Raw genomic sequence first — 17,287 nt, forward strand, 5'->3', positions numbered from 1 at the left:
ATCCGGCAAGAATTATTCCGCCACGATACCCCGGTCCGCAAAGGCGCGCAGCAGCAACTCCATATCCCCGGGGATGGAGATGGGCTCACCGCAGGCCTTGATGGCGTTGGCCACATCCTTCAGCCCGTTGCCGGTGACGATGCTGACCACCGAGTCGTTCTTGCCTAAAACGCCCTGCTCACAGAGCTTTTTCACGCCCGCCGTACCGGTGACGCCCGCCGGCTCGCCGAACACGCCGCAGGCGGCGCCCAACAGCTTTTGGGCCGCCATGATCTCCTCATCGGAGACATTGACCACCAAACCGCCCGACTCCCGGATGGCCATCAACGCCTTGTCGGCGTTGCGGGGCACGCCCACGGCGATGGAATCCGCCAGGGTGTTCTCCTCCATGGGGCGCCAGGGCTCGCCCGAGGCAATGGCCCGGTTCAGTGGGCAGCAGCCCTCCGCCTGGGCGGAGATCAGCCGGGGCAGCTTGTCGATGAAGCCGATGGCATACAGGTCCTTCAGGCCCTTCCACACGCCGGCGATGGTGCACCCGTCGCCCACGGAGAGGGCGACATAGTCCGGCACCTGCCAGCATAGCTGCTCCATGATCTCCAGCGACACGGTTTTCTTGCCCTCGGACAGGTACGGGTTGATGGCGGCGTTGCGGTTGTACCAGCCCCAGCGGTCGATGGCGGCCCGGCTGAGCTCGAACGTATCCTCATAGCTGCCCTGGACGGAGACGACGGTGGCGCCGAAGGTCATCAGCTGGGCCACCTTACCCTTGGGCGCGCGGCTGGGCACAAAGATGTAGGTCTTCAGCCCGGCGGCGGCCGCGTTGCCCGCAAGAGAGGAGGCCGCGTTGCCGGTGGAGGAGCAGGCGATCACTTTGGCTCCCGCCTCTCCGGCCTTGGCCACGGCCATGGCGCTGGCCCGGTCCTTCAAAGAGGCGGTGGGATTCTGTCCGTCGTCCTTGACCCACAGCCTGCCTATGCCCAACTGCTCCGCCAGGCGGGGCTCTTCATACAGGGGCGACCAGCCCACCCGCAGCGGCGTTGGCGCCGTGTCCTCCTTGATGGGCAGCAGCTCCCGGTAGCGCCACATGGTGTGCTCCCGCTCCTTCAGCTTCTCTTTGGTCAGATTCTGTCTGATGTAGCCGTAATCGTAGACGATATCCAAAATACCGCCGCACTCGCAGGTGGTCAGTCCGGGCACGGCCTCATAGGTCCTGCCGCACCGGACGCACTTTCCGTACTTCACATGTTTCAAACTCAGTTCCTCCCATCACTCGGCTGTCACGCCCAGGGTGATCCGGACCACCGAATCGTCCTTCAGCGTGAAGATCAGCCCGCCGTATACGTCCCCGGCCACGATCCGCTCCTCCGTGGACGATTCCTCGTCGATCCAGCCGCCATAGGCCTCCCGGACCGCTTCCGCGCTGTCGCCGACGGCGATCCCGGCCTGGGTCTTCCCCGCAAAGGGCTCTGTCACGGCAGCGCTCTCAAGGATGCCCTCTGCAAAGGAGAGCTCCACTCCGTCATAAGACCACTGGGTATGTGTGAGCCCGTCCGAACCCCAGTACTCCGGTTCCGTGCGGCCGGCGGGTTCGCCCAGCAGCTCCTCCACCTCGTCCTCCGTCTGGTTGTACCGGAGCTCGCCCAGGCGCTCGGTCTCCAGCAGGTCTCCCTCCGCCGGCTCCTGTCGGCTTACATCCGGTTCATTCAGGCTTGCATCCGGTTCCTGCCGGCTCACACTGGGCTCCTGCCGGCTTGTGTCCCCCTGCCGGTCCGAACCGCAGGCAGTCGCCCCGGCGCACAGCACCGCCGCCAGCAGCATCGCGCCAATCCGTCTGTACATCCTTTGCTCCTTTCAAAAAATGGGCGGGCCATTGAACAATAGCCCGCCCATTTGGGCTGTTTGCGCCGGTATTTATTACATCGCCTTCAAAAGGCCGGTGGCCTCGTTGAACTCATTGATCAGCTCATCCAGGTCCTTGGCCTGCTTGTGAACGGCGTCCCAGGTGTTCTCCGTGTCATACCACAGGGCGTTAAGGTCCTTCACGTCTCTGGCCTGCTGCTCCACCCAGGTGTAGTACTTCAGGTTGTGGACCCGCTTGCGGTCGGCGTAGGTCAGCTCCATCAGATTGTCGGTCTTCAGCCCCAACATATGGAGGTTGTGGTCCAGGGCCGCCTCATGGACATTGTAGGCGCCGTGCATCTCGTCCAGCTCCTCCACGCGGGACTGATACATCACCGCGGAGTCGGTGAGGACCGTGCCCACCACGTCATGCTCGGTCAGCTCATAGTATTTGGCCATCTTGATGCAGCAGAGCACGTTGGCAATGCCGGAGATGCCAAGCCACGTCAGCTTTTCAATCAGCTCGTCGCTGAGCTTCAGCTCCTCTTTCAGGTACTTCTGACCCTCGGCAGTGTTAAAGAGGCGCAGCAGACGCTGAGAATCCTCGTCGTCAATGGCGATGGCCATGTCGGTGTTCTTCACGTTGTGAATCCAGGGGATGTGCTTGTCGCCGATGCCCTCGATGCGGTGTCCGCCGAATCCGTTTTCCAGAATGGTGGGGCACTGCAGCGCCTCGCCCACCGCCAACTTCAGATTGGGGTACTTTTCCTTCAGCAGGTCTCCGGCGCTCATGGTGCCGGCGGAGCCGGAGGTGAAGCAGGCGCCGGCGAAGCGGTCGCCCGGCCGCTTGACGGCCTCATAGAGGTCGGCCAGGGCGTTGCCGGTGACGTTGTAGTGCCACAGGGGATTGCCCATCTCCTCAAACTGATTGAAGATCATCATGGTGGGATCCTGTCTCAGCTCCCAGGTCTTGTCGAAAATTTCCTTCACGTTGGATTCGCAGCCCGGGGTGGCGATGACCTGGCCGGCGATCTTGCTCAGCCAGTCAAAGCGCTCCTTGCTCATCTCAGCGGGCAGGATGGCCACGCTGTCGCAGGCCAGCAGCTTGGAGTTGAAGGCACCGCCGCGGCAATAGTTTCCGGTGGAGGGCCACACGGCGTGGTGGTATGTAGCGTCAAACTGGCCGGTGACCAGGCGGGGGGCCAGGCAGCCGAAGGAGGCGCCCACCTTGTGGCAGCCGGTGGGGAACCACTTGCCCGCCATGGCGATAATGCGGCACTTTACGCCGGTCAGCTCAGAGGGCAGCTCCACGTAATTGGGCACCGCCTGAAATAGGCCTCCCGTCTCCTTCGCCTCGTTTTTCCAGGTGATGCGGAAGAGGTTCAAGGGGTTCACGTCCCACAGGCCCACGGTTTTCAGCTTTTCCTGAATCTTCTCCGGAATGGTCTCCGGGTGTTCCATCTGGGCGATGGTGGGAATGATGACATTGCTCTCTCTGGCCTTTTCAATATTGTGCTCCAGACCCTGCTTGTTGATGCTCAGATCAATCATGACGTTTGCCCTCCTGTTTTGAATCAATATAAGAATAGAGTGTGTATTTGGAGATGCCGAAGTATTTGGCGACCTTATCGCCGGACTTGGTCACAAGAAACGCGCCGCTGTCGCTGAGAAAACGGATGGCCCTGACCTTATCATCTTTGTTCATCAGCGCCACGGGCTTGCCCACCAGCGCCACGGACTGGGCGATCAGATCGTCCAGCAGCTCATTGACATTGACGATCTTCTCCGGCTCCGCCTGCTCCGGCTCGCCGGTGGAGATCAGGTCGTGGACCGCCTGCTCCACCATGCTCAGCGAGGAGATATCGTAGTTGATGGACAGGATTGCGGAGACCCTGCCCCGGTTGTTCCGGATGTACATGGTGGAGGATTTGAGGATTTTCCCGTCCGGGGTGCGCGTCAGGTAGCAGAGGTGATCCTCCGGCTGGGCATCCGTCTCCTTCATCTGCTCCAACACCACATGGGAGGCCCCGCCGCCCACCTGCCTGCCGGTGACGTGCCCGTTTTCAATGGCGACAATGGAGTGGTCCGGGTGGCGGCTCAGATCGTGTACCACCACCTCGCAGCTGCTGCCGAACTGTTTGGCAATTCCCTTGGCCACCTGCTTGAGCAGTTCCAGTTTTCCCGCTTCCAGTGATATCACCCCTCATTTCAGAGCGGAGGCCGTCATCAGGCGGCGCCGCCCATTGCTCTGCGCTTTTGCACTATATTCTATATCATAGCATACTTTTTCTATAAATCAATGACTTTTTCTAAAAATCTTTTAGGTTTGCTCATTTTTTGTTTGACATCTTGTGTTCTTATGCTATGATAGAAATAGTAAAAAAGAATCAACTGCCGGTAAGATCAATAACGACAAACGGAGGGAATGGATATGAATTTTGAGGCGATTCAAGCGGCCGCCAAGGGGTACGAGGCGGACATGACCAGATTCCTGCGGGACCTGATTGCCATCCCCAGCGAAAGCTGCGGCGAGGAAGGCGTGATCCGGCGCATCGCCGCCGAGATGGAAAAGGTCGGTTTCGACAAGGTGGAGATCGACGGCGAGGGCAATGTGCTGGGCTGGATGGGCAGGGGTTCCAAGATCATCGCCTACGACGCCCACATCGACACGGTGGGCATCGGCAACCGGGAGAACTGGACCTTCGACCCCTATGAAGGCTATGAGACGGAGACGGAGATCGGCGGCCGCGGCGGAAGCGACCAGGAGGGCGGCATCGTCTCCTCGGTCTACGGCGCCAAGATCATGAAGGACCTGGGGCTCATCCCCGAGGACGTAACCGTGCTGGTCACCGGCACCGTTCAGGAGGAGGACTGCGACGGCCTCTGCTGGCAGTACATACACAACGAGGACAAGGTGACGCCGGAGTTCGTGATCTCCACCGAGCCCACCGACGGCGGCATCTACCGGGGCCACCGCGGCCGCATGGAGATCCGCGTGGACGTCCACGGTGTCAGCTGCCACGGCTCCGCGCCCGAGCGGGGCGACAACGCCATCTACAAGATGGCAGACATCATCGCCGACGTCCGCTCCCTCAATGAGAACGGCGATTCCGACGATACGGAAATCAAGGGCCTGGTGAAAATGCTCAACCCCAAATATAACCCCGAGCACTACGAGGACGCCCGCTTCTTAGGCCGGGGCACCTGCACCGTGTCCCAGATCTTCTACACCTCCCCTTCCCGCTGCGCCGTGGCGGACAGCTGCGCCATCTCCATCGACCGGCGCATGACCGCCGGTGAAACCTGGGACTCCTGTCTGGAGGAAATCCGCAATCTGCCCGCCTGCAAAAAGTACAAGGACGACGTGAAGGTCAGCATGTACATGTACGACCGTCCCGCCTGGACCGGCCTGGTCTACGAGACGGAGTGCTACTTCCCCACCTGGATCAACAAGGAGACCGCTCCCCACGTCCAGGCGCTGGTGGACGCCCACAAGGCCCTTTACGGCGACAAGCGGGTGGGTTCCCCCTCCACGCCCGAGGCCGCAGAAAAGCGCCGGGCTCCCCTGATCGACAAGTGGACCTTCTCCACCAACGGCGTGTCCATCCAGGGCCGCTACGGCATCCCCTGCGTTGGCTTTGGCCCCGGCGCCGAATCCCAGGCCCACGCCCCCAACGAAATCACCTGGAAAGAGGACCTGGTGGCCTGCGCCGCCGTCTACGCCGCCGTTCCCGGCCTCTACAAGGGCAAGGGCGACGAGGATGTGTGCGAGTACCGGGGCGGCAGGACCAACAACGACATCAAATAACCAAAAATTGCAATCTGCGGTTTTCAATAATCCGGACCAAATCTGACATACTATTGAAGGAGAACAGATATGAGCAAAACTGTTGAACTGGCAAAGCACCTGGAAAAGCTGCATATCAACAACATGTACAAAAACGACTTCTACTGGACCTGGGATAAAACCGACGAGGAGCTGGAGGCCGTCTTCACCGTGGCCGACGCCCTGCGTGACCTGCGGGAGCGCAACATCTCCACCAGGGTATTCGACTCCGGCCTGGGCATTTCCATCTTCCGGGACAACTCCACCCGCACCCGCTTCTCCTTTGCCTCCGCCTGCAACCTGTTAGGACTGGAGGTCCAGGACCTGGATGAGAAGAAGTCCCAGATCGCCCACGGCGAAACCGTCCGCGAAACCGCCAACATGGTCTCCTTCATGGCCGACGTCATCGGCATCCGGGACGACATGTTCATCGGCGAGGGCCACAAGTATCAGAAGACCTTTGTGGACGCGGTGGAAGAGGGCTACCGGGACGGCATCCTTGAGCAGCGCCCCACTCTGGTAAACCTCCAGTGCGATGTGGACCATCCCACCCAGTGCATGGCCGACATGCTCCATGTGATCCATCATTTCGGCGGTGTGGAAAACCTCAAGGGCAAAAAGGTCGCCATGACCTGGGCTTATTCCCCAAGCTACGGCAAGCCCCTCAGCGTGCCCCAGGGCGTCATTGGATTGTTCACCCGTTTCGGCATGGATGTGGTCCTGGCCCACCCCGAGGGCTATGAGGTCATGCCGGAGATCGAGGAGATCGCAAAAAAGAACGCCGCTGCCACCGGCGGCAGCTTCTCCAAGACCAACTCCATGGAGGAGGCCTTCCGGGACGCGGATATCGTCTATCCCAAGTCCTGGGCGCCCTTTGCCGCCATGGAGAAGAGGACGGCGCTTTACGCCGGCGGCGACCAGGCCGGCATTGACCGGCTGGAGCAGGAGCTGCTGGCCCAAAACGCCCAGCACAAGGACTGGGCCTGCACCGAGGACATGATGAAGCTGACCCGCGACGGCAAAGCCCTCTACCTCCACTGTCTGCCCGCCGACATCTCCGGGCTGAGCTGCGAGGAGGGCGAGGTGGACAGCTCCGTCTTTGACCGCTATCTGGTTCCCCTCTACAAGCAGGCCTCCTACAAGCCCTACATCATCGCGGCCATGATCTTCATGTCCAAGGTGAAGGATCCCGCCGCGGCGCTGATGGAGCTGGACCGGCGGGGCGAAAAGCGCAAGGAATTTTAAGGTACATATCCTGTTTTATTATGCGGGAGGGACACTCTCCCGCATAATTTTCCTCACATATCATCACTGATAGGAAAAAGAGGTAAGATTCACATGGGTAAACGTATCGTCATCGCTTTGGGCGGCAACGCCCTGGGCAATAACCTGCCGGAACAGATGGTGGCTGTCCGCAAGACGTCCAAGGCCATCGCCGATTTGATCGAGGAGGGCCACGAGGTGGTCATCGCCCACGGCAACGGCCCCCAGGTGGGCATGATTCAGGAGGCAATGGGCCTTCTGACCCGTGCCGAGCCGGAAAAGTATATCCCCTTCCCCCTGTCCGTCTGCGTGGCCATGAGCCAGGGCTATATCGGCTATGACCTGCAAAACGCCCTGAAGGAGGAGCTGCTGGACCGCGGCATCGACAAGGGCGTGGCCACGGTGCTGACCCAGGTGGTGGTGGATCAGGACGACCCCGCCTTCCAGAATCCCACCAAGCCCATCGGTGCGTTTTTGACCCGTGAGGAAGCGGAGAAGATGGAGCGTGAACACGGCTATAAAATGGTGGAGGACTCCGGCCGCGGTTATCGCCGGGTGGTGGCCTCCCCCAAGCCCCAGGCCATTGTGGAGCTGTCCACCATCAGCGCCCTGGTGGGCTCCGGGCATGTGGTCATCGCCTGCGGCGGCGGCGGGATCCCCGTTGTCACCGAACATCACCACCACCTCAAGGGCGCGGCCGCCGTGATTGACAAGGACTTTGCCTCGGAGCTGATGGCGGAGCACCTCAACGCCGACATGCTGATCGTCCTCACCGCTGTGGAGAAGGTGGCCATCAACTTCAACAAGCCCGACCAGCAGTGGCTAAGCGATCTGACCCCGGACAAGGCCCGGGAATATATCGCCCAGGGCCAGTTTGCCCCCGGCTCCATGCTCCCCAAGGTGGAGGCCGCTCTCAAGTTTGCCGAGTCCAAGCCCGGACGCACGGCCCTCATCACCCTGTTGGAAAAAGCAAAGGACGGCATTTCCGGAAAAACCGGCACCGCTGTCCATCAATAAGCGCTGTCCCCGGCGGAGCTCCTCCACCGGGGATTTCATTATTAGCACAACTAATCTTTCTTATTTTTGCCCCCCAAATTTTGTGATACCTTGAAAATTTGTCGAAATTGGGGCAAGAATTCTTTGGACAATGTGCGGTTTTTTCCATATCTTACAAAATTGGTGTTGAATTCCAGTGTTCGATCCTGTATGATGAAATCAGCAGACAGGTATTCACATCATTGGCTGCATATTGATAAGGAGGAAATTTAGAATGAAGAAGTTTCTTGCAACGCTTCTCGCACTGGTCATGGTCCTGAGTCTGGCCGCCTGCGGCGGAAACGGCTCCAGTGGGGGAGGCTCCGCCGGAGGAAGCTCTGCCGGAGGAAGCTCCACCGAGGGGACTGACGGCGCCAACGTGAAGGTGGGCTTCATTTTCCTGCACGACGAAAACTCTACTTATGACCTGAACTTCATCAACGCTGCCAAGGCTGCCTGCGAAAATCTTGGCATCACGGATTATGTCCTCAAAACCAACGTACCCGAGGGCCAGGAGTGCTATGATACCGCTGCCGATCTGGCTGACGACGGCTGCAACATCATCTTTGCCGACAGCTTTGGCCATGAGGACTTCATGATCCAGGCCGCCAAGGATTTCTCCGACGTCCAGTTCTGCCACTCCACCGGCACCAAGGCCCACACCGAGGGCTTGGACAACTACCACAATGCCTTTGCCTCCATCTATGAGGGCCGCTATCTGGCTGGCATCGTGGCCGGCATGAAGCTCAACGAGATGATCGCGGACGGCACCATTACCGCCGACCAGGCCAAGATCGGCTACGTGGGCGCCTTCACCTATGCCGAGGTGGTTTCCGGCTACACCTCCTTCTTCTTAGGTGCCCGCTCCGTCTGCCCCTCCGCCACCATGGAAGTGACCTTCACCGGTTCCTGGTATGACGAAACCGCCGAGAAGGAAGGCGCGCAGAAGCTCATCAACAACGGCTGCAAGCTCATCAGCCAGCATGCCGACTCCATGGGTGCCCCCACTGCCTGCGAGCTGGCCAATGTACCCAACGTCTCCTACAACGGCTCTACCATCAGCGCCTGCCCCAACACCTATCTGGTGTCCTCCCGCATCGATTGGACTCCCTATTATGAGTACGCCATCTCCGCTGTGATGAACGGCACCAGCATCGACGCCGACTGGACCGGCACCCTGGCCACCGGCTCCGTGGTCCTCACCGACCTGAACACCAACGCGGTGGCCGACGGCACCGCCGAGGCCATCGACGCGGCTGTGGCCCAGCTGGAGGACGATACGCTGCACGTGTTCGACACCTCCACCTTCACCGTGAACGGTGAGGCCCTCAGCAGCTACATGGCGGACGTGGATACCGACGCCGACTACACCCCCGACACCGAGGTCATTGCGGATGGGTATTTCCATGAGTCTGAGTATCGCTCCGCGCCCTATTTCGACCTGCGGATCGACGGCATCACCCTCCTGGACGAGGCTTATTAATCCTCCCCAGCCCTGCATCGGCTCTCTCTGACAGATCGATGCCACGCCCCTGTCTGGCCAAAGCTCCAGACAGGGGCGTTTCAAAATTCCGCCTGCAGATGGGAAAGGTGATTTACTTTATCTGCCATATATGCTAAAATAAACTCACCTTTAATTGATGCCCACGCCAGGAGACCGGTTTTCCCGGTCCCTTCTGCAGAGAAAGGATGACAGCCTTGGAAACTGTTAAAAACGCCATCAGGATGGAACACATCACCAAACGCTTTGGCAACGTCGTGGCCAACCACGATATCAATCTTGAGCTGCACAAGGGCGAGATCCTCTCCCTGTTGGGAGAGAACGGCAGCGGCAAGACCACGCTGATGAACATGCTCTCCGGCATCTACTATGCCGACGAGGGCCAGATCTATGTCAATGACCAGCCGGTGACCATCTCCTCCCCCAAAGACGCTTTCGACCTGGGCATCGGCATGATTCACCAGCACTTCAAGCTGGTGGATGTATTCACCGCCACGGAAAATATCGTGTTGGGCCTGAAGGACTCCGGCAGGCTGGATTTGAAGAAAGCCAGCAGGAAGATTCAGGATATCTGCAAGAAGTACGGCTTCGAGATTGACCTGAACCAGAAGATCTACGAGATGTCCGTCTCTCAGAAGCAGACGGTGGAAATTGTGAAGGTTCTCTACCGGGGCGCCGACATCCTGATCCTGGACGAACCCACCGCCGTCCTGACTCCGCAGGAAACGGAAAAACTCTTTGCCATTATGCGCAATATGCGCGACGATGGAAAGTCCCTGATCATTATTACCCACAAGCTCCATGAAGTTCTGGAGGTCTCCGACCGGGTGGCGGTGCTGCGCAAGGGTGAATACGTGGGCGACGTGGCCACCAAGGATGCCAGCAGTCAGTCCCTGACGGACACGATGGTGGGCCGGGCCGTGTCGCTGAACATCAACCGCCCCCAGCCTGTGAATCCCCGCAAGCGCCTGGTGGTAGAGGGGCTGACGGTCTATGACCACTTGGGCGTCAAGCGCCTGAGCAATGTGAGCTTCACTGCTTTGAGCGGTGAAATCCTTGGCATCGCAGGCATTTCCGGCTCCGGCCAGCGGGAGCTGCTGGAGGCCATTTCCGGCCTCTACCCCATCTCTGAGGGCAGTATCCGCTTCTATCCCCCCGCGGAGGACAGCGCCGAAGAGCCCAAGAGCCGGCAGCTGGTGGGGCTGGATCCCATGGCGATCCGCAAGTGCGGCGTATCCATGGCCTTTGTCCCCGAGGACCGGCTGGGCATGGGCTTGGTGGGTTCCATGGGCATGACTGGAAATATGATGCTGCGCTCCTGGAACAAGAGCAAGGGGGTCTTCCTCAACCGTAAGGCTCCGGAGACTCTGGCCAACCAAATCTGGAAGGAATTGGATGTTGTTACCCCCAGCACCTCCTTCCCGGTGCGGCGGATGTCCGGCGGCAACGTGCAGAAGGTGCTGGTCGGCCGTGAAATCGCCCAGGATCCCGCCGTTTTGATGACAGCTTACGCCGTCCGGGGCCTGGATATCAACACCTCCTACACCATCTACAACCTGCTGACGGAAGAGAAAAAAAAGGGTGTGGCCGTGATCTATGTGGGCGAGGACCTGGATGTGCTGCTGGAGCTGTGCGACCGAATCCTGGTGCTCTGCGGCGGCCAGGTCAGCGGCATCGTGGATGCCCGCACAACCGACAAACTTCAGGTGGGCACTCTCATGACACATGTGGGAGGAGGCGGTGCAGATGAATAAGCAAAAGAGGTTTTACATCTCCAAACGCACGGATCTTCCCCGATATCAGGCTTGGGCCATCCGGGGCGCCGCCATCTTGCTGGCGCTGATCGTCTGTGCCATCGTCACCATGCTGATGACCGGGGAAAACCCCATCAGCATCTATACCACCATCTTTTACGGGGCCTTCGGCACGGCCCGGCGCACCTGGGTGACGGCGCAGGACCTGGCCATCCTGTTGGGCATCGCCCTGGCCGTGACGCCGGCATTCAAGATGCACTTCTGGAACATCGGCGCCGAGGGCCAGGTCCTCATCGGCGGACTTGCCACCACCGCATGCATGATCTGCCTGTCAGACAAACTCCCCAACGCCCTTGTGATCCTCTGCATGGTCATCGCCAGCATCGCCGCAGGCGCCCTGTGGGGATTTTTACCCGCTTTTTTCAAGGCCAAGTGGAACACCAACGAAACCCTGTTTACCCTGATGATGAACTATATCGCCACCCAGCTGGCGGCCTATTATATCATCGTCTGGGAGGTCCCCAAAGGTGCCGGCAAGATCGGTATCATCAACCAGAGCACAGAGATAGGCTGGCTGCCTAAGATAGGCAACCAGTACCTGCTGAGCATCGTGCTGGTGGCCATTCTCACCGGCGTCATATACATCTACCTCAACTACAGCAAGCATGGTTATGAGATCGCCGTGGTGGGCGAAAGCCAGCGCACCGCCAGCTATGCCGGCATCAAGGTGGATCGGGTCATCATCCGCACCATGGTGCTCTCCGGCGCCATCTGCGGCCTGATCGGTCTGCTGCTTGTGGGCGGCATCAACCACACCCTTACCACCACCATCGTGGGCGGGCAGGGCTTTACCGCCGTCATGGTATCCTGGATGGCCAAGTTCAACCCCATCATAATGGTCTTTACCAGCCTGCTGTTGGTTTTCCTCAGCCGGGGTGCCAGTGAAATTTCCAGCACCTTCAGTCTGAATCACTCCTTTGCCGATATCCTCACCGGCATCATCCTCTTCTTTATCATCGGCAGCGAGTTCTTCATCACCTATAAGATCAACCTGCGGAAATCCGCCGAGAAGGAGGCCTAAGCGATGTTTGATCTGGTATCCTTTATCCCCAGGGCCGTGATGCAGGGCATCCCCCTGCTCTACGGCAGCACCGGTGAAATTCTGACGGAGAAGTCCGGCAACCTGAACCTGGGCATCCCCGGTGTCATGTACGTAGGCGGCATCTGCGGTGTCATCGGTGCCTTCTTCTATGAGCAGGCCGTTCCTGCGGCGCAGATGAACGCCCTGCTGGCGGTGGGCATCCCCATGATCTGCTCCCTGCTGGGCTCGCTGCTGATGGGCCTTATATACAGTGTTCTGACCATTACCCTCCGGGCCAACCAGAACGTCACCGGCCTGGTGCTGACCACCTTCGGCGTGGGCGTGGGCAACTTCTTCGGCGGCTCCCTCATCAAGCTCACCGGCAGCGAGGTACCCTCCATCGCTCTTTCTTCCACCAGTTCCTATTTCAGCAAGGCCCTTCCCTTCGCGGACGATCTGGGCTGGTTCGGCCAGGTGTTTCTCTCCTACGGCTTTTTGGCTTATCTGGCCATACTCATCGCCATCACGTCCTCTTACGTGCTCAAGCGCACCCGGGTTGGCCTCCAGCTCCGGGCCGTGGGTGAGAGCCCCGCTACCGCTGACGCCGCCGGAATCAACGTCACCCGCTATAAGTATCTGGCCACCTGCGTCGGCAGCATGGTGGCAGGGCTGGGCGGCCTCTACTACGTTATGGACTACGCCTGCGGCGTCTGGTCCAACAATGCCTTCGGCGACCGGGGCTGGCTGGCCATCGCCCTGGTGATTTTCACCATCTGGCGTCCCAATGTCAGCATCCTTGCTTCCATCCTGTTCGGCGGCTTCTACATCCTCTACCTCTACATTCCCTCGGGACTGGATCTATCGGTGAAGGAGCTCTACAAGATGATCCCCTATGTGGTGACGCTGGTTGTGCTGATCATCGTCTCCCTGCGCAACAAGCGGGAAAACCAGCCTCCGGCCAGTCTGGGCCTGAGTTATTTCCGGGAAGAGCGGTAACCGTAAATAACGCACACAGGCTCAATCGCCTGTGTGCGTTATTTGTAAACTTTTTATGCTATTTTGTATACCCCCGTTTATTTTTCGTTAAAAATGTGTTATGATGCATTTTGTTTTTTCGGGAAACAAACGGAGGTATATCTGATGCGAAAACTGAATGCGTTCTATCATACATATCCGCACGTCAAATACTGCCTGCTCTTCCCTGTCTATCTGCTGATCTACTTCATCGCCGAGGCGCTGATTACCAAAAATTACTGGGTTTCCTACCTGCCTCTGGATGACCACATCCCCTTTCTGGAGGGCTTCGTCCTGTTTTACGATCTGTGGTACCCTGCCATGATCCTCATCGGCGTCTATCTGCTGCTGAAGGAGCCGGAGAATTTCAAGCGGTACATGAAGTTCCTGTTCGCCGGCTTTTTCCTCTGCGAGGTCATCTGGCTTCTCTTCCCCAACGGGCAGAATCTGAGGCCAGAGGTCTTTCCCCGTGAGAACTTTTTCACAGAGCTGATCGCCGGACTGTACGCGGCCGACACCAACACCAACGTCTTCCCCAGCGCCCATGTGGTGGGCGCCATCGCCGTGGCGGCCGGCGTCTTTCACTCCGATACGCTCCGGAGGAAAAGCTGGCTGAAGGTCCTGACCGCGATCCTCTGCTTTTTCATCGCCATCAGCACCGTGTTCATCAAGCAGCACTCCATTTTGGACGTCTTTGCCGGCGTAGCGCTGTGTATCCCCCTGCACTTCCTCATTTACAGCCGCCGGGCGGTCCAGCCGATGCCGCAAAAAGCGCAAGAGCTGCCGGCAGAATAATCAAGCGCCTCCGCCAGATCGGCGGAGGCGCTTTTCCTTATCGCTGCTTTTTCAGGTTCTCCTTGGCCCGCAGCCCGAATTCCGTCACCGCCAGGCCGCCTAAGGCGGTCTCCCGGAACTCCACCGGCATATGCCGGCTCACATCCCCCATGGCGTCGATGACCTGGTCCACCGGCACGCGGCTCTCAATCCCCGCCAGCGCCATATCCGCGCTGCTGACGGCATTCATGGCGCCGATCACATTCCGCTTGACGCAGGGGACCTCCACCAGTCCCGCCACCGGGTCGCAGATCAGTCCCATGAGGTTCTTCAGCGCCATGGCCGTGGCGTTGGCAATCTGCGCCGCGTCGCCGCGCCGCAGGGCGACCAGCGCGCCTGCCGCCATGGCGGAAGCGGTGCCGATCTCCGCCTGGCATCCGCCTGCCGCACCCGAAATACAGGCCCGGTAGGCAATCACCGCGCCGATTCCGCTGGCCACGTAGAGTGCTTCCAATATCTTGCGCTCCGCCGCCAGCTCCCACCGGTACAGCGGGATCAGCACCGCCGGCAGGACGCCGCAGGCCCCCGCGGTGGGCGCGGCCACAATCTTGCGCATGCAGGCGTTGGATTCGCCCATGGCCAGCGCCTCGGCGATAATCTCGCCCAGCAGATGTCCGCCGATGACCTGTCCGGACTGGATGAACTGGCGCATTTTCGCGCCGTCGCCCCCCACCAGCCCGCTGACGCTACGCCGGGTGCCGGTATAGGCGTCGGAGGCCGCCACCATGTTTCGCCAGGTGAAGCGCATCTTTTCTATGGAGTCCTCCCGGCTGACCTGCCGCTCCTCCACATCCGTATCCAAAATGACCTCCCAGAAAGGCTTCCCGGTCTTCTCCACCGCCTCCAGGATCTCCGCCATCGAGTCCAGTGCCATATTATGCGTCCTCTCTCTCGTAATAGGTGATCTTGTTGATGCCCCGCAATTCCCCCAGCAGCTGAATCGCTACCGGCGGCACTTGCTGGTCCGTCTCAATGACCATAATGGCCTCCCCGCCCCGTTCGTGGCGGCAAAGACGCATGTTGGCGATGTTGACCTGCATCTTGGAGAGCTCCGTGGTCACCTCCGCTATGTAGCCGCAGTCGTCCTGATTATGGATCACCAGCGTGTGGTAGTTGCCGGTAAACTCCACGGGAATGTCGTCAATCCGGTTTACCATAATCCGTCCTCCGCCAGTGGAGGACGCCTGCATCTTCAGGGTATGTCCCACATTCCCCACCAACTCCATCACCACGCTGTTGGGATGTGCGTCCCGCAGCTGGACCTCCCGGAAGTCAAAGGAGAGCCCCTGCGCCTGGGCGATTTGGAAGCTGCCCGGGATGTCCATATCGTCGGGCTTCATTCCCAAAAGGCCGGCGATGAGCGCTTTGTCGGTTCCGTGGCCCTTGCCTGTCTCCGCGAAGGAGCCGTGGAGCCCAATGTGCGCCGTCACAGGAGGCTCTCCAAGGAGCGTGCGGCCCATATTGCCGATGCGCACCGCCCCGGCGGTGTGGGAGCTGGAGGGTCCAACCATCACCGGCCCTAAAATTTCAAATATATCCAGCATAATCGTTTGCCTCTTCTTTTTATGATCGAATTTATTGCAGGATCAATGGCGGCTGAACAGCCGATTCGCGGTTATTGTACCATACCCTTGCCTCCAGTGCAAGCGGAAGAAGGGCCGTTGTGAATCCACGCGGCTTATGGTATAATGAATTATTATCACAGGCCGGGCCTCGGCTAACGCGCGTTTGCCACGCCGCCTGTGACAGAATTCGAACTTTGAAAGGGGTAGCGCCATGTCCTCTCTTCTCATCCGGAATTTACATACGGTTGTCACCTGCGACGACAGCGATTCTGTGCTCTCCCACATAGACCTCTATTGCGAAGACGGCGTCATCCGCTTCCTGGGCCCCGATCTTGCCTGCGGCGCCGACCGGATCCTGGACGGCAGCCGGATGGTGTGTTATCCCGGCCTGGTCAACACCCACCACCACCTGTACCAGGTCTTCTCCCGGAACCTGCCCCAGGTGCAGAACATGGAGCTCTTCGACTGGCTCACCACGCTCTACGAAATCTGGAAGGGTCTGGACGAGGAAGTGGTCCGCCTGTCCTCTCTGAGCGGCATGGGGGAGCTTTTGAAACACGGCTGCACCACCTGCTTTGACCACCACTACGTCTTCCCCCACGGCGCCGGCGACCTCTTGGGCGCTCAGTTTGCCGCGGCGGAGGAGCTGGGAATCCGCATGCACGCCTCCCGGGGCAGCATGGACCTTTCCAAAAAGGACGGCGGCCTGCCGCCGGACAGCGTGGTGCAGACGGTGGATGAGATCATGGCCGACTCCGTCCGGCTCATTGAGCGCTATCACGACGATTCCTTCGGCTCCATGCGAAGGATTGCCCTGGCCCCCTGCTCCCCCTTCTCCGTCAGCGGGGAGCTGCTGCGGCAAAGCGCCGTCCTGGCCCGCCAATACGGCGTTCGGCTCCACACCCATCTGGCGGAGACAAAAGATGAAGAGCGCTTCACCCTGGAGAAATTCGGCATGCGCCCGCTGGCCTACATGGCCTCCTTGGGCTGGACCGGCAGCGACGTGTGGTATGCCCACGGCATCCACTTCAACGACGATGAGCTGCAGCTGCTGGCCGAGACCGGCACAGGCGTGGCCCATTGCCCCATCTCCAATATGAAGCTCTCCTCCGGCGTGGCCCGGGTAAGCGAGATGCTGCGCCTTGGTGTGAAGGTAGGACTGGCGGTGGACGGCTCCGCCTCCAACGACGGCTCTTCGCTGATGGAGGAGCTGCGGGTGTGCTACCTGCTGCACCGCCTGACCTCCAGCGCCGATGCTCCCTCCGGCTACGACGTGCTGAAGATGGCCACCCGGGGCAGCGCCTCCCTGCTGGGCCGGACGGATATCGGCTCCCTGGAGGTGGGCAAATGCGCCGACCTGTTCCTGGTGGACCGCAGCCGCATGGAACTGGTGGGCGGACTGTACGATCCCAAATCCGTGCTGGCCACCGTGGGACTGCGGGGACCGGTGGACTACACCGTGGTGAACGGCAGCCTGGTGGTGGAGCAGGGCCGCCTGACCCGCGTGGACGAGGAACTCCTGTCCCGTCAGGCCAACCGGGCCTGTGCGCAGTACCTTGCAAAACACTGATTGAA

15 protein-coding genes are annotated in these 17,287 nt (G+C 59.8%); 9 read left to right on the plus strand and 6 right to left on the minus strand.

Annotated features, from left to right (window positions below; translation table 11 throughout):
* Positions 1-12 precede the first annotated feature (12 nt).
* From KQI82_RS11365 to KQI82_RS11380, 4 genes are all read right to left on the minus strand, one after another.
* A complete protein-coding gene (locus tag KQI82_RS11365) occupies positions 13-1,251 on the minus strand; it encodes a threonine synthase (protein WP_216632863.1) in 1,239 nt (412 codons plus the stop codon).
* Positions 1,252-1,266: 15 nt separating this feature from the next.
* The gene (locus KQI82_RS11370; protein ID WP_216632864.1) at positions 1,267-1,839 is read right to left on the minus strand and encodes a hypothetical protein; all 573 of its coding nucleotides are present in this window, start codon (positions 1,837-1,839) and stop codon (positions 1,267-1,269) included.
* 75 nt (positions 1,840-1,914) lie between these two features.
* Positions 1,915-3,390, minus strand: a complete 1,476-nt coding sequence (locus KQI82_RS11375; RefSeq protein WP_216632865.1) for a pyridoxal-5-phosphate-dependent protein subunit beta — start codon at positions 3,388-3,390, stop codon at positions 1,915-1,917.
* Complete coding sequence (locus tag KQI82_RS11380) at positions 3,383-4,030, minus strand: helix-turn-helix transcriptional regulator (RefSeq protein WP_241426851.1); 648 nt, start codon at positions 4,028-4,030, stop codon at positions 3,383-3,385. Before KQI82_RS11380 ends, KQI82_RS11375 begins: the two co-directional genes overlap by 8 nt.
* Before the next feature lie 240 nt (positions 4,031-4,270).
* Between KQI82_RS11380 and KQI82_RS11385 the strand changes: the two genes are divergently transcribed.
* The 8 genes from KQI82_RS11385 (at position 4,271) to KQI82_RS11420 (ending at position 14,108) form a co-directional block, all read left to right on the plus strand.
* Positions 4,271-5,647, plus strand: a complete 1,377-nt coding sequence (locus tag KQI82_RS11385) for a YgeY family selenium metabolism-linked hydrolase (protein WP_216632866.1) — start codon at positions 4,271-4,273, stop codon at positions 5,645-5,647.
* A gap of 69 nt (positions 5,648-5,716) precedes the next feature.
* Positions 5,717-6,910, plus strand: a complete 1,194-nt coding sequence (ygeW, locus tag KQI82_RS11390) for a knotted carbamoyltransferase YgeW (RefSeq protein WP_216632867.1) — start codon at positions 5,717-5,719, stop codon at positions 6,908-6,910.
* Positions 6,911-7,003: 93 nt separating this feature from the next.
* Entirely contained in the window at positions 7,004-7,945 is a 942-nt protein-coding gene (gene arcC, locus KQI82_RS11395; RefSeq protein WP_216632868.1) for a carbamate kinase, read from the plus strand.
* Between the two features lie 253 nt (positions 7,946-8,198).
* Complete coding sequence (locus tag KQI82_RS11400; protein WP_216632869.1) at positions 8,199-9,446, plus strand: BMP family ABC transporter substrate-binding protein; 1,248 nt, start codon at positions 8,199-8,201, stop codon at positions 9,444-9,446.
* Between the two features lie 242 nt (positions 9,447-9,688).
* Positions 9,689-11,218, plus strand: coding sequence for an ABC transporter ATP-binding protein (locus tag KQI82_RS11405; RefSeq protein ID WP_241426852.1), 1,530 nt, complete (start codon positions 9,689-9,691; stop codon positions 11,216-11,218).
* Positions 11,211-12,299 carry an ABC transporter permease gene (locus KQI82_RS11410; RefSeq protein WP_338148976.1) on the plus strand — a complete coding sequence of 363 codons (1,089 nt, stop codon included), beginning with the start codon at positions 11,211-11,213 and terminating at the stop codon, positions 12,297-12,299. The genes KQI82_RS11405 and KQI82_RS11410 overlap by 8 nt, the downstream gene beginning before the upstream one ends.
* Positions 12,300-12,302: 3 nt before the next feature.
* A complete protein-coding gene (locus tag KQI82_RS11415) occupies positions 12,303-13,295 on the plus strand; it encodes an ABC transporter permease (protein ID WP_216632872.1) in 993 nt (330 codons plus the stop codon).
* Between the two features lie 144 nt (positions 13,296-13,439).
* Positions 13,440-14,108, plus strand: a complete 669-nt coding sequence (locus tag KQI82_RS11420; RefSeq protein WP_216632873.1) for a phosphatase PAP2 family protein — start codon at positions 13,440-13,442, stop codon at positions 14,106-14,108.
* A gap of 37 nt (positions 14,109-14,145) precedes the next feature.
* Here KQI82_RS11420 and sdaAA read toward each other — a convergent pair whose 3' ends face one another.
* Positions 14,146-15,021, minus strand: a complete 876-nt coding sequence (gene sdaAA, locus KQI82_RS11425; protein WP_216632874.1) for an L-serine ammonia-lyase, iron-sulfur-dependent, subunit alpha — start codon at positions 15,019-15,021, stop codon at positions 14,146-14,148.
* Position 15,022: 1 nt separating this feature from the next.
* Positions 15,023-15,691 (minus strand): L-serine ammonia-lyase, iron-sulfur-dependent subunit beta, encoded by a 669-nt coding sequence (gene sdaAB / locus KQI82_RS11430; RefSeq protein WP_338148977.1) that lies wholly within the window; start codon positions 15,689-15,691, stop codon positions 15,023-15,025.
* 232 nt (positions 15,692-15,923) lie between these two features.
* Between sdaAB and KQI82_RS11435 the strand changes: the two genes are divergently transcribed.
* Positions 15,924-17,282 carry an 8-oxoguanine deaminase gene (locus tag KQI82_RS11435; RefSeq protein WP_216632875.1) on the plus strand — a complete coding sequence of 453 codons (1,359 nt, stop codon included), beginning with the start codon at positions 15,924-15,926 and terminating at the stop codon, positions 17,280-17,282.
* Positions 17,283-17,287: the final 5 nt, after the last annotated feature.

The organism is Dysosmobacter acutus (assembly GCF_018919205.1).
GTDB lineage: Bacteria > Bacillota > Clostridia > Oscillospirales > Oscillospiraceae > Oscillibacter > Oscillibacter acutus.

What these genes read in the sequence shown, in the direction of transcription:
- KQI82_RS11370 (WP_216632864.1), bottom strand. Translation starts at nt 1,839, where the DNA reads ATGTACAGACGGATTGGCGCGATGCTGCTGGCGGCGGTGCTGTGCGCC.
- KQI82_RS11375 (WP_216632865.1), bottom strand. Translation starts at nt 3,390, where the DNA reads ATGATTGATCTGAGCATCAACAAGCAGGGTCTGGAGCACAATATTGAA.
- KQI82_RS11385 (WP_216632866.1), top strand. Translation starts at nt 4,271, where the DNA reads ATGAATTTTGAGGCGATTCAAGCGGCCGCCAAGGGGTACGAGGCGGAC.
- ygeW (WP_216632867.1), top strand. Translation starts at nt 5,717, where the DNA reads ATGAGCAAAACTGTTGAACTGGCAAAGCACCTGGAAAAGCTGCATATC.
- arcC (WP_216632868.1), top strand. Translation starts at nt 7,004, where the DNA reads ATGGGTAAACGTATCGTCATCGCTTTGGGCGGCAACGCCCTGGGCAAT.
- KQI82_RS11400 (WP_216632869.1), top strand. Translation starts at nt 8,199, where the DNA reads ATGAAGAAGTTTCTTGCAACGCTTCTCGCACTGGTCATGGTCCTGAGT.
- KQI82_RS11405 (WP_241426852.1), top strand. Translation starts at nt 9,689, where the DNA reads ATGGAACACATCACCAAACGCTTTGGCAACGTCGTGGCCAACCACGAT.
- KQI82_RS11410 (WP_338148976.1), top strand. Translation starts at nt 11,211, where the DNA reads ATGAATAAGCAAAAGAGGTTTTACATCTCCAAACGCACGGATCTTCCC.
- KQI82_RS11415 (WP_216632872.1), top strand. Translation starts at nt 12,303, where the DNA reads ATGTTTGATCTGGTATCCTTTATCCCCAGGGCCGTGATGCAGGGCATC.
- KQI82_RS11420 (WP_216632873.1), top strand. Translation starts at nt 13,440, where the DNA reads ATGCGAAAACTGAATGCGTTCTATCATACATATCCGCACGTCAAATAC.
- sdaAA (WP_216632874.1), bottom strand. Translation starts at nt 15,021, where the DNA reads ATGGCACTGGACTCGATGGCGGAGATCCTGGAGGCGGTGGAGAAGACC.
- sdaAB (WP_338148977.1), bottom strand. Translation starts at nt 15,691, where the DNA reads ATGCTGGATATATTTGAAATTTTAGGGCCGGTGATGGTTGGACCCTCC.
- KQI82_RS11435 (WP_216632875.1), top strand. Translation starts at nt 15,924, where the DNA reads ATGTCCTCTCTTCTCATCCGGAATTTACATACGGTTGTCACCTGCGAC.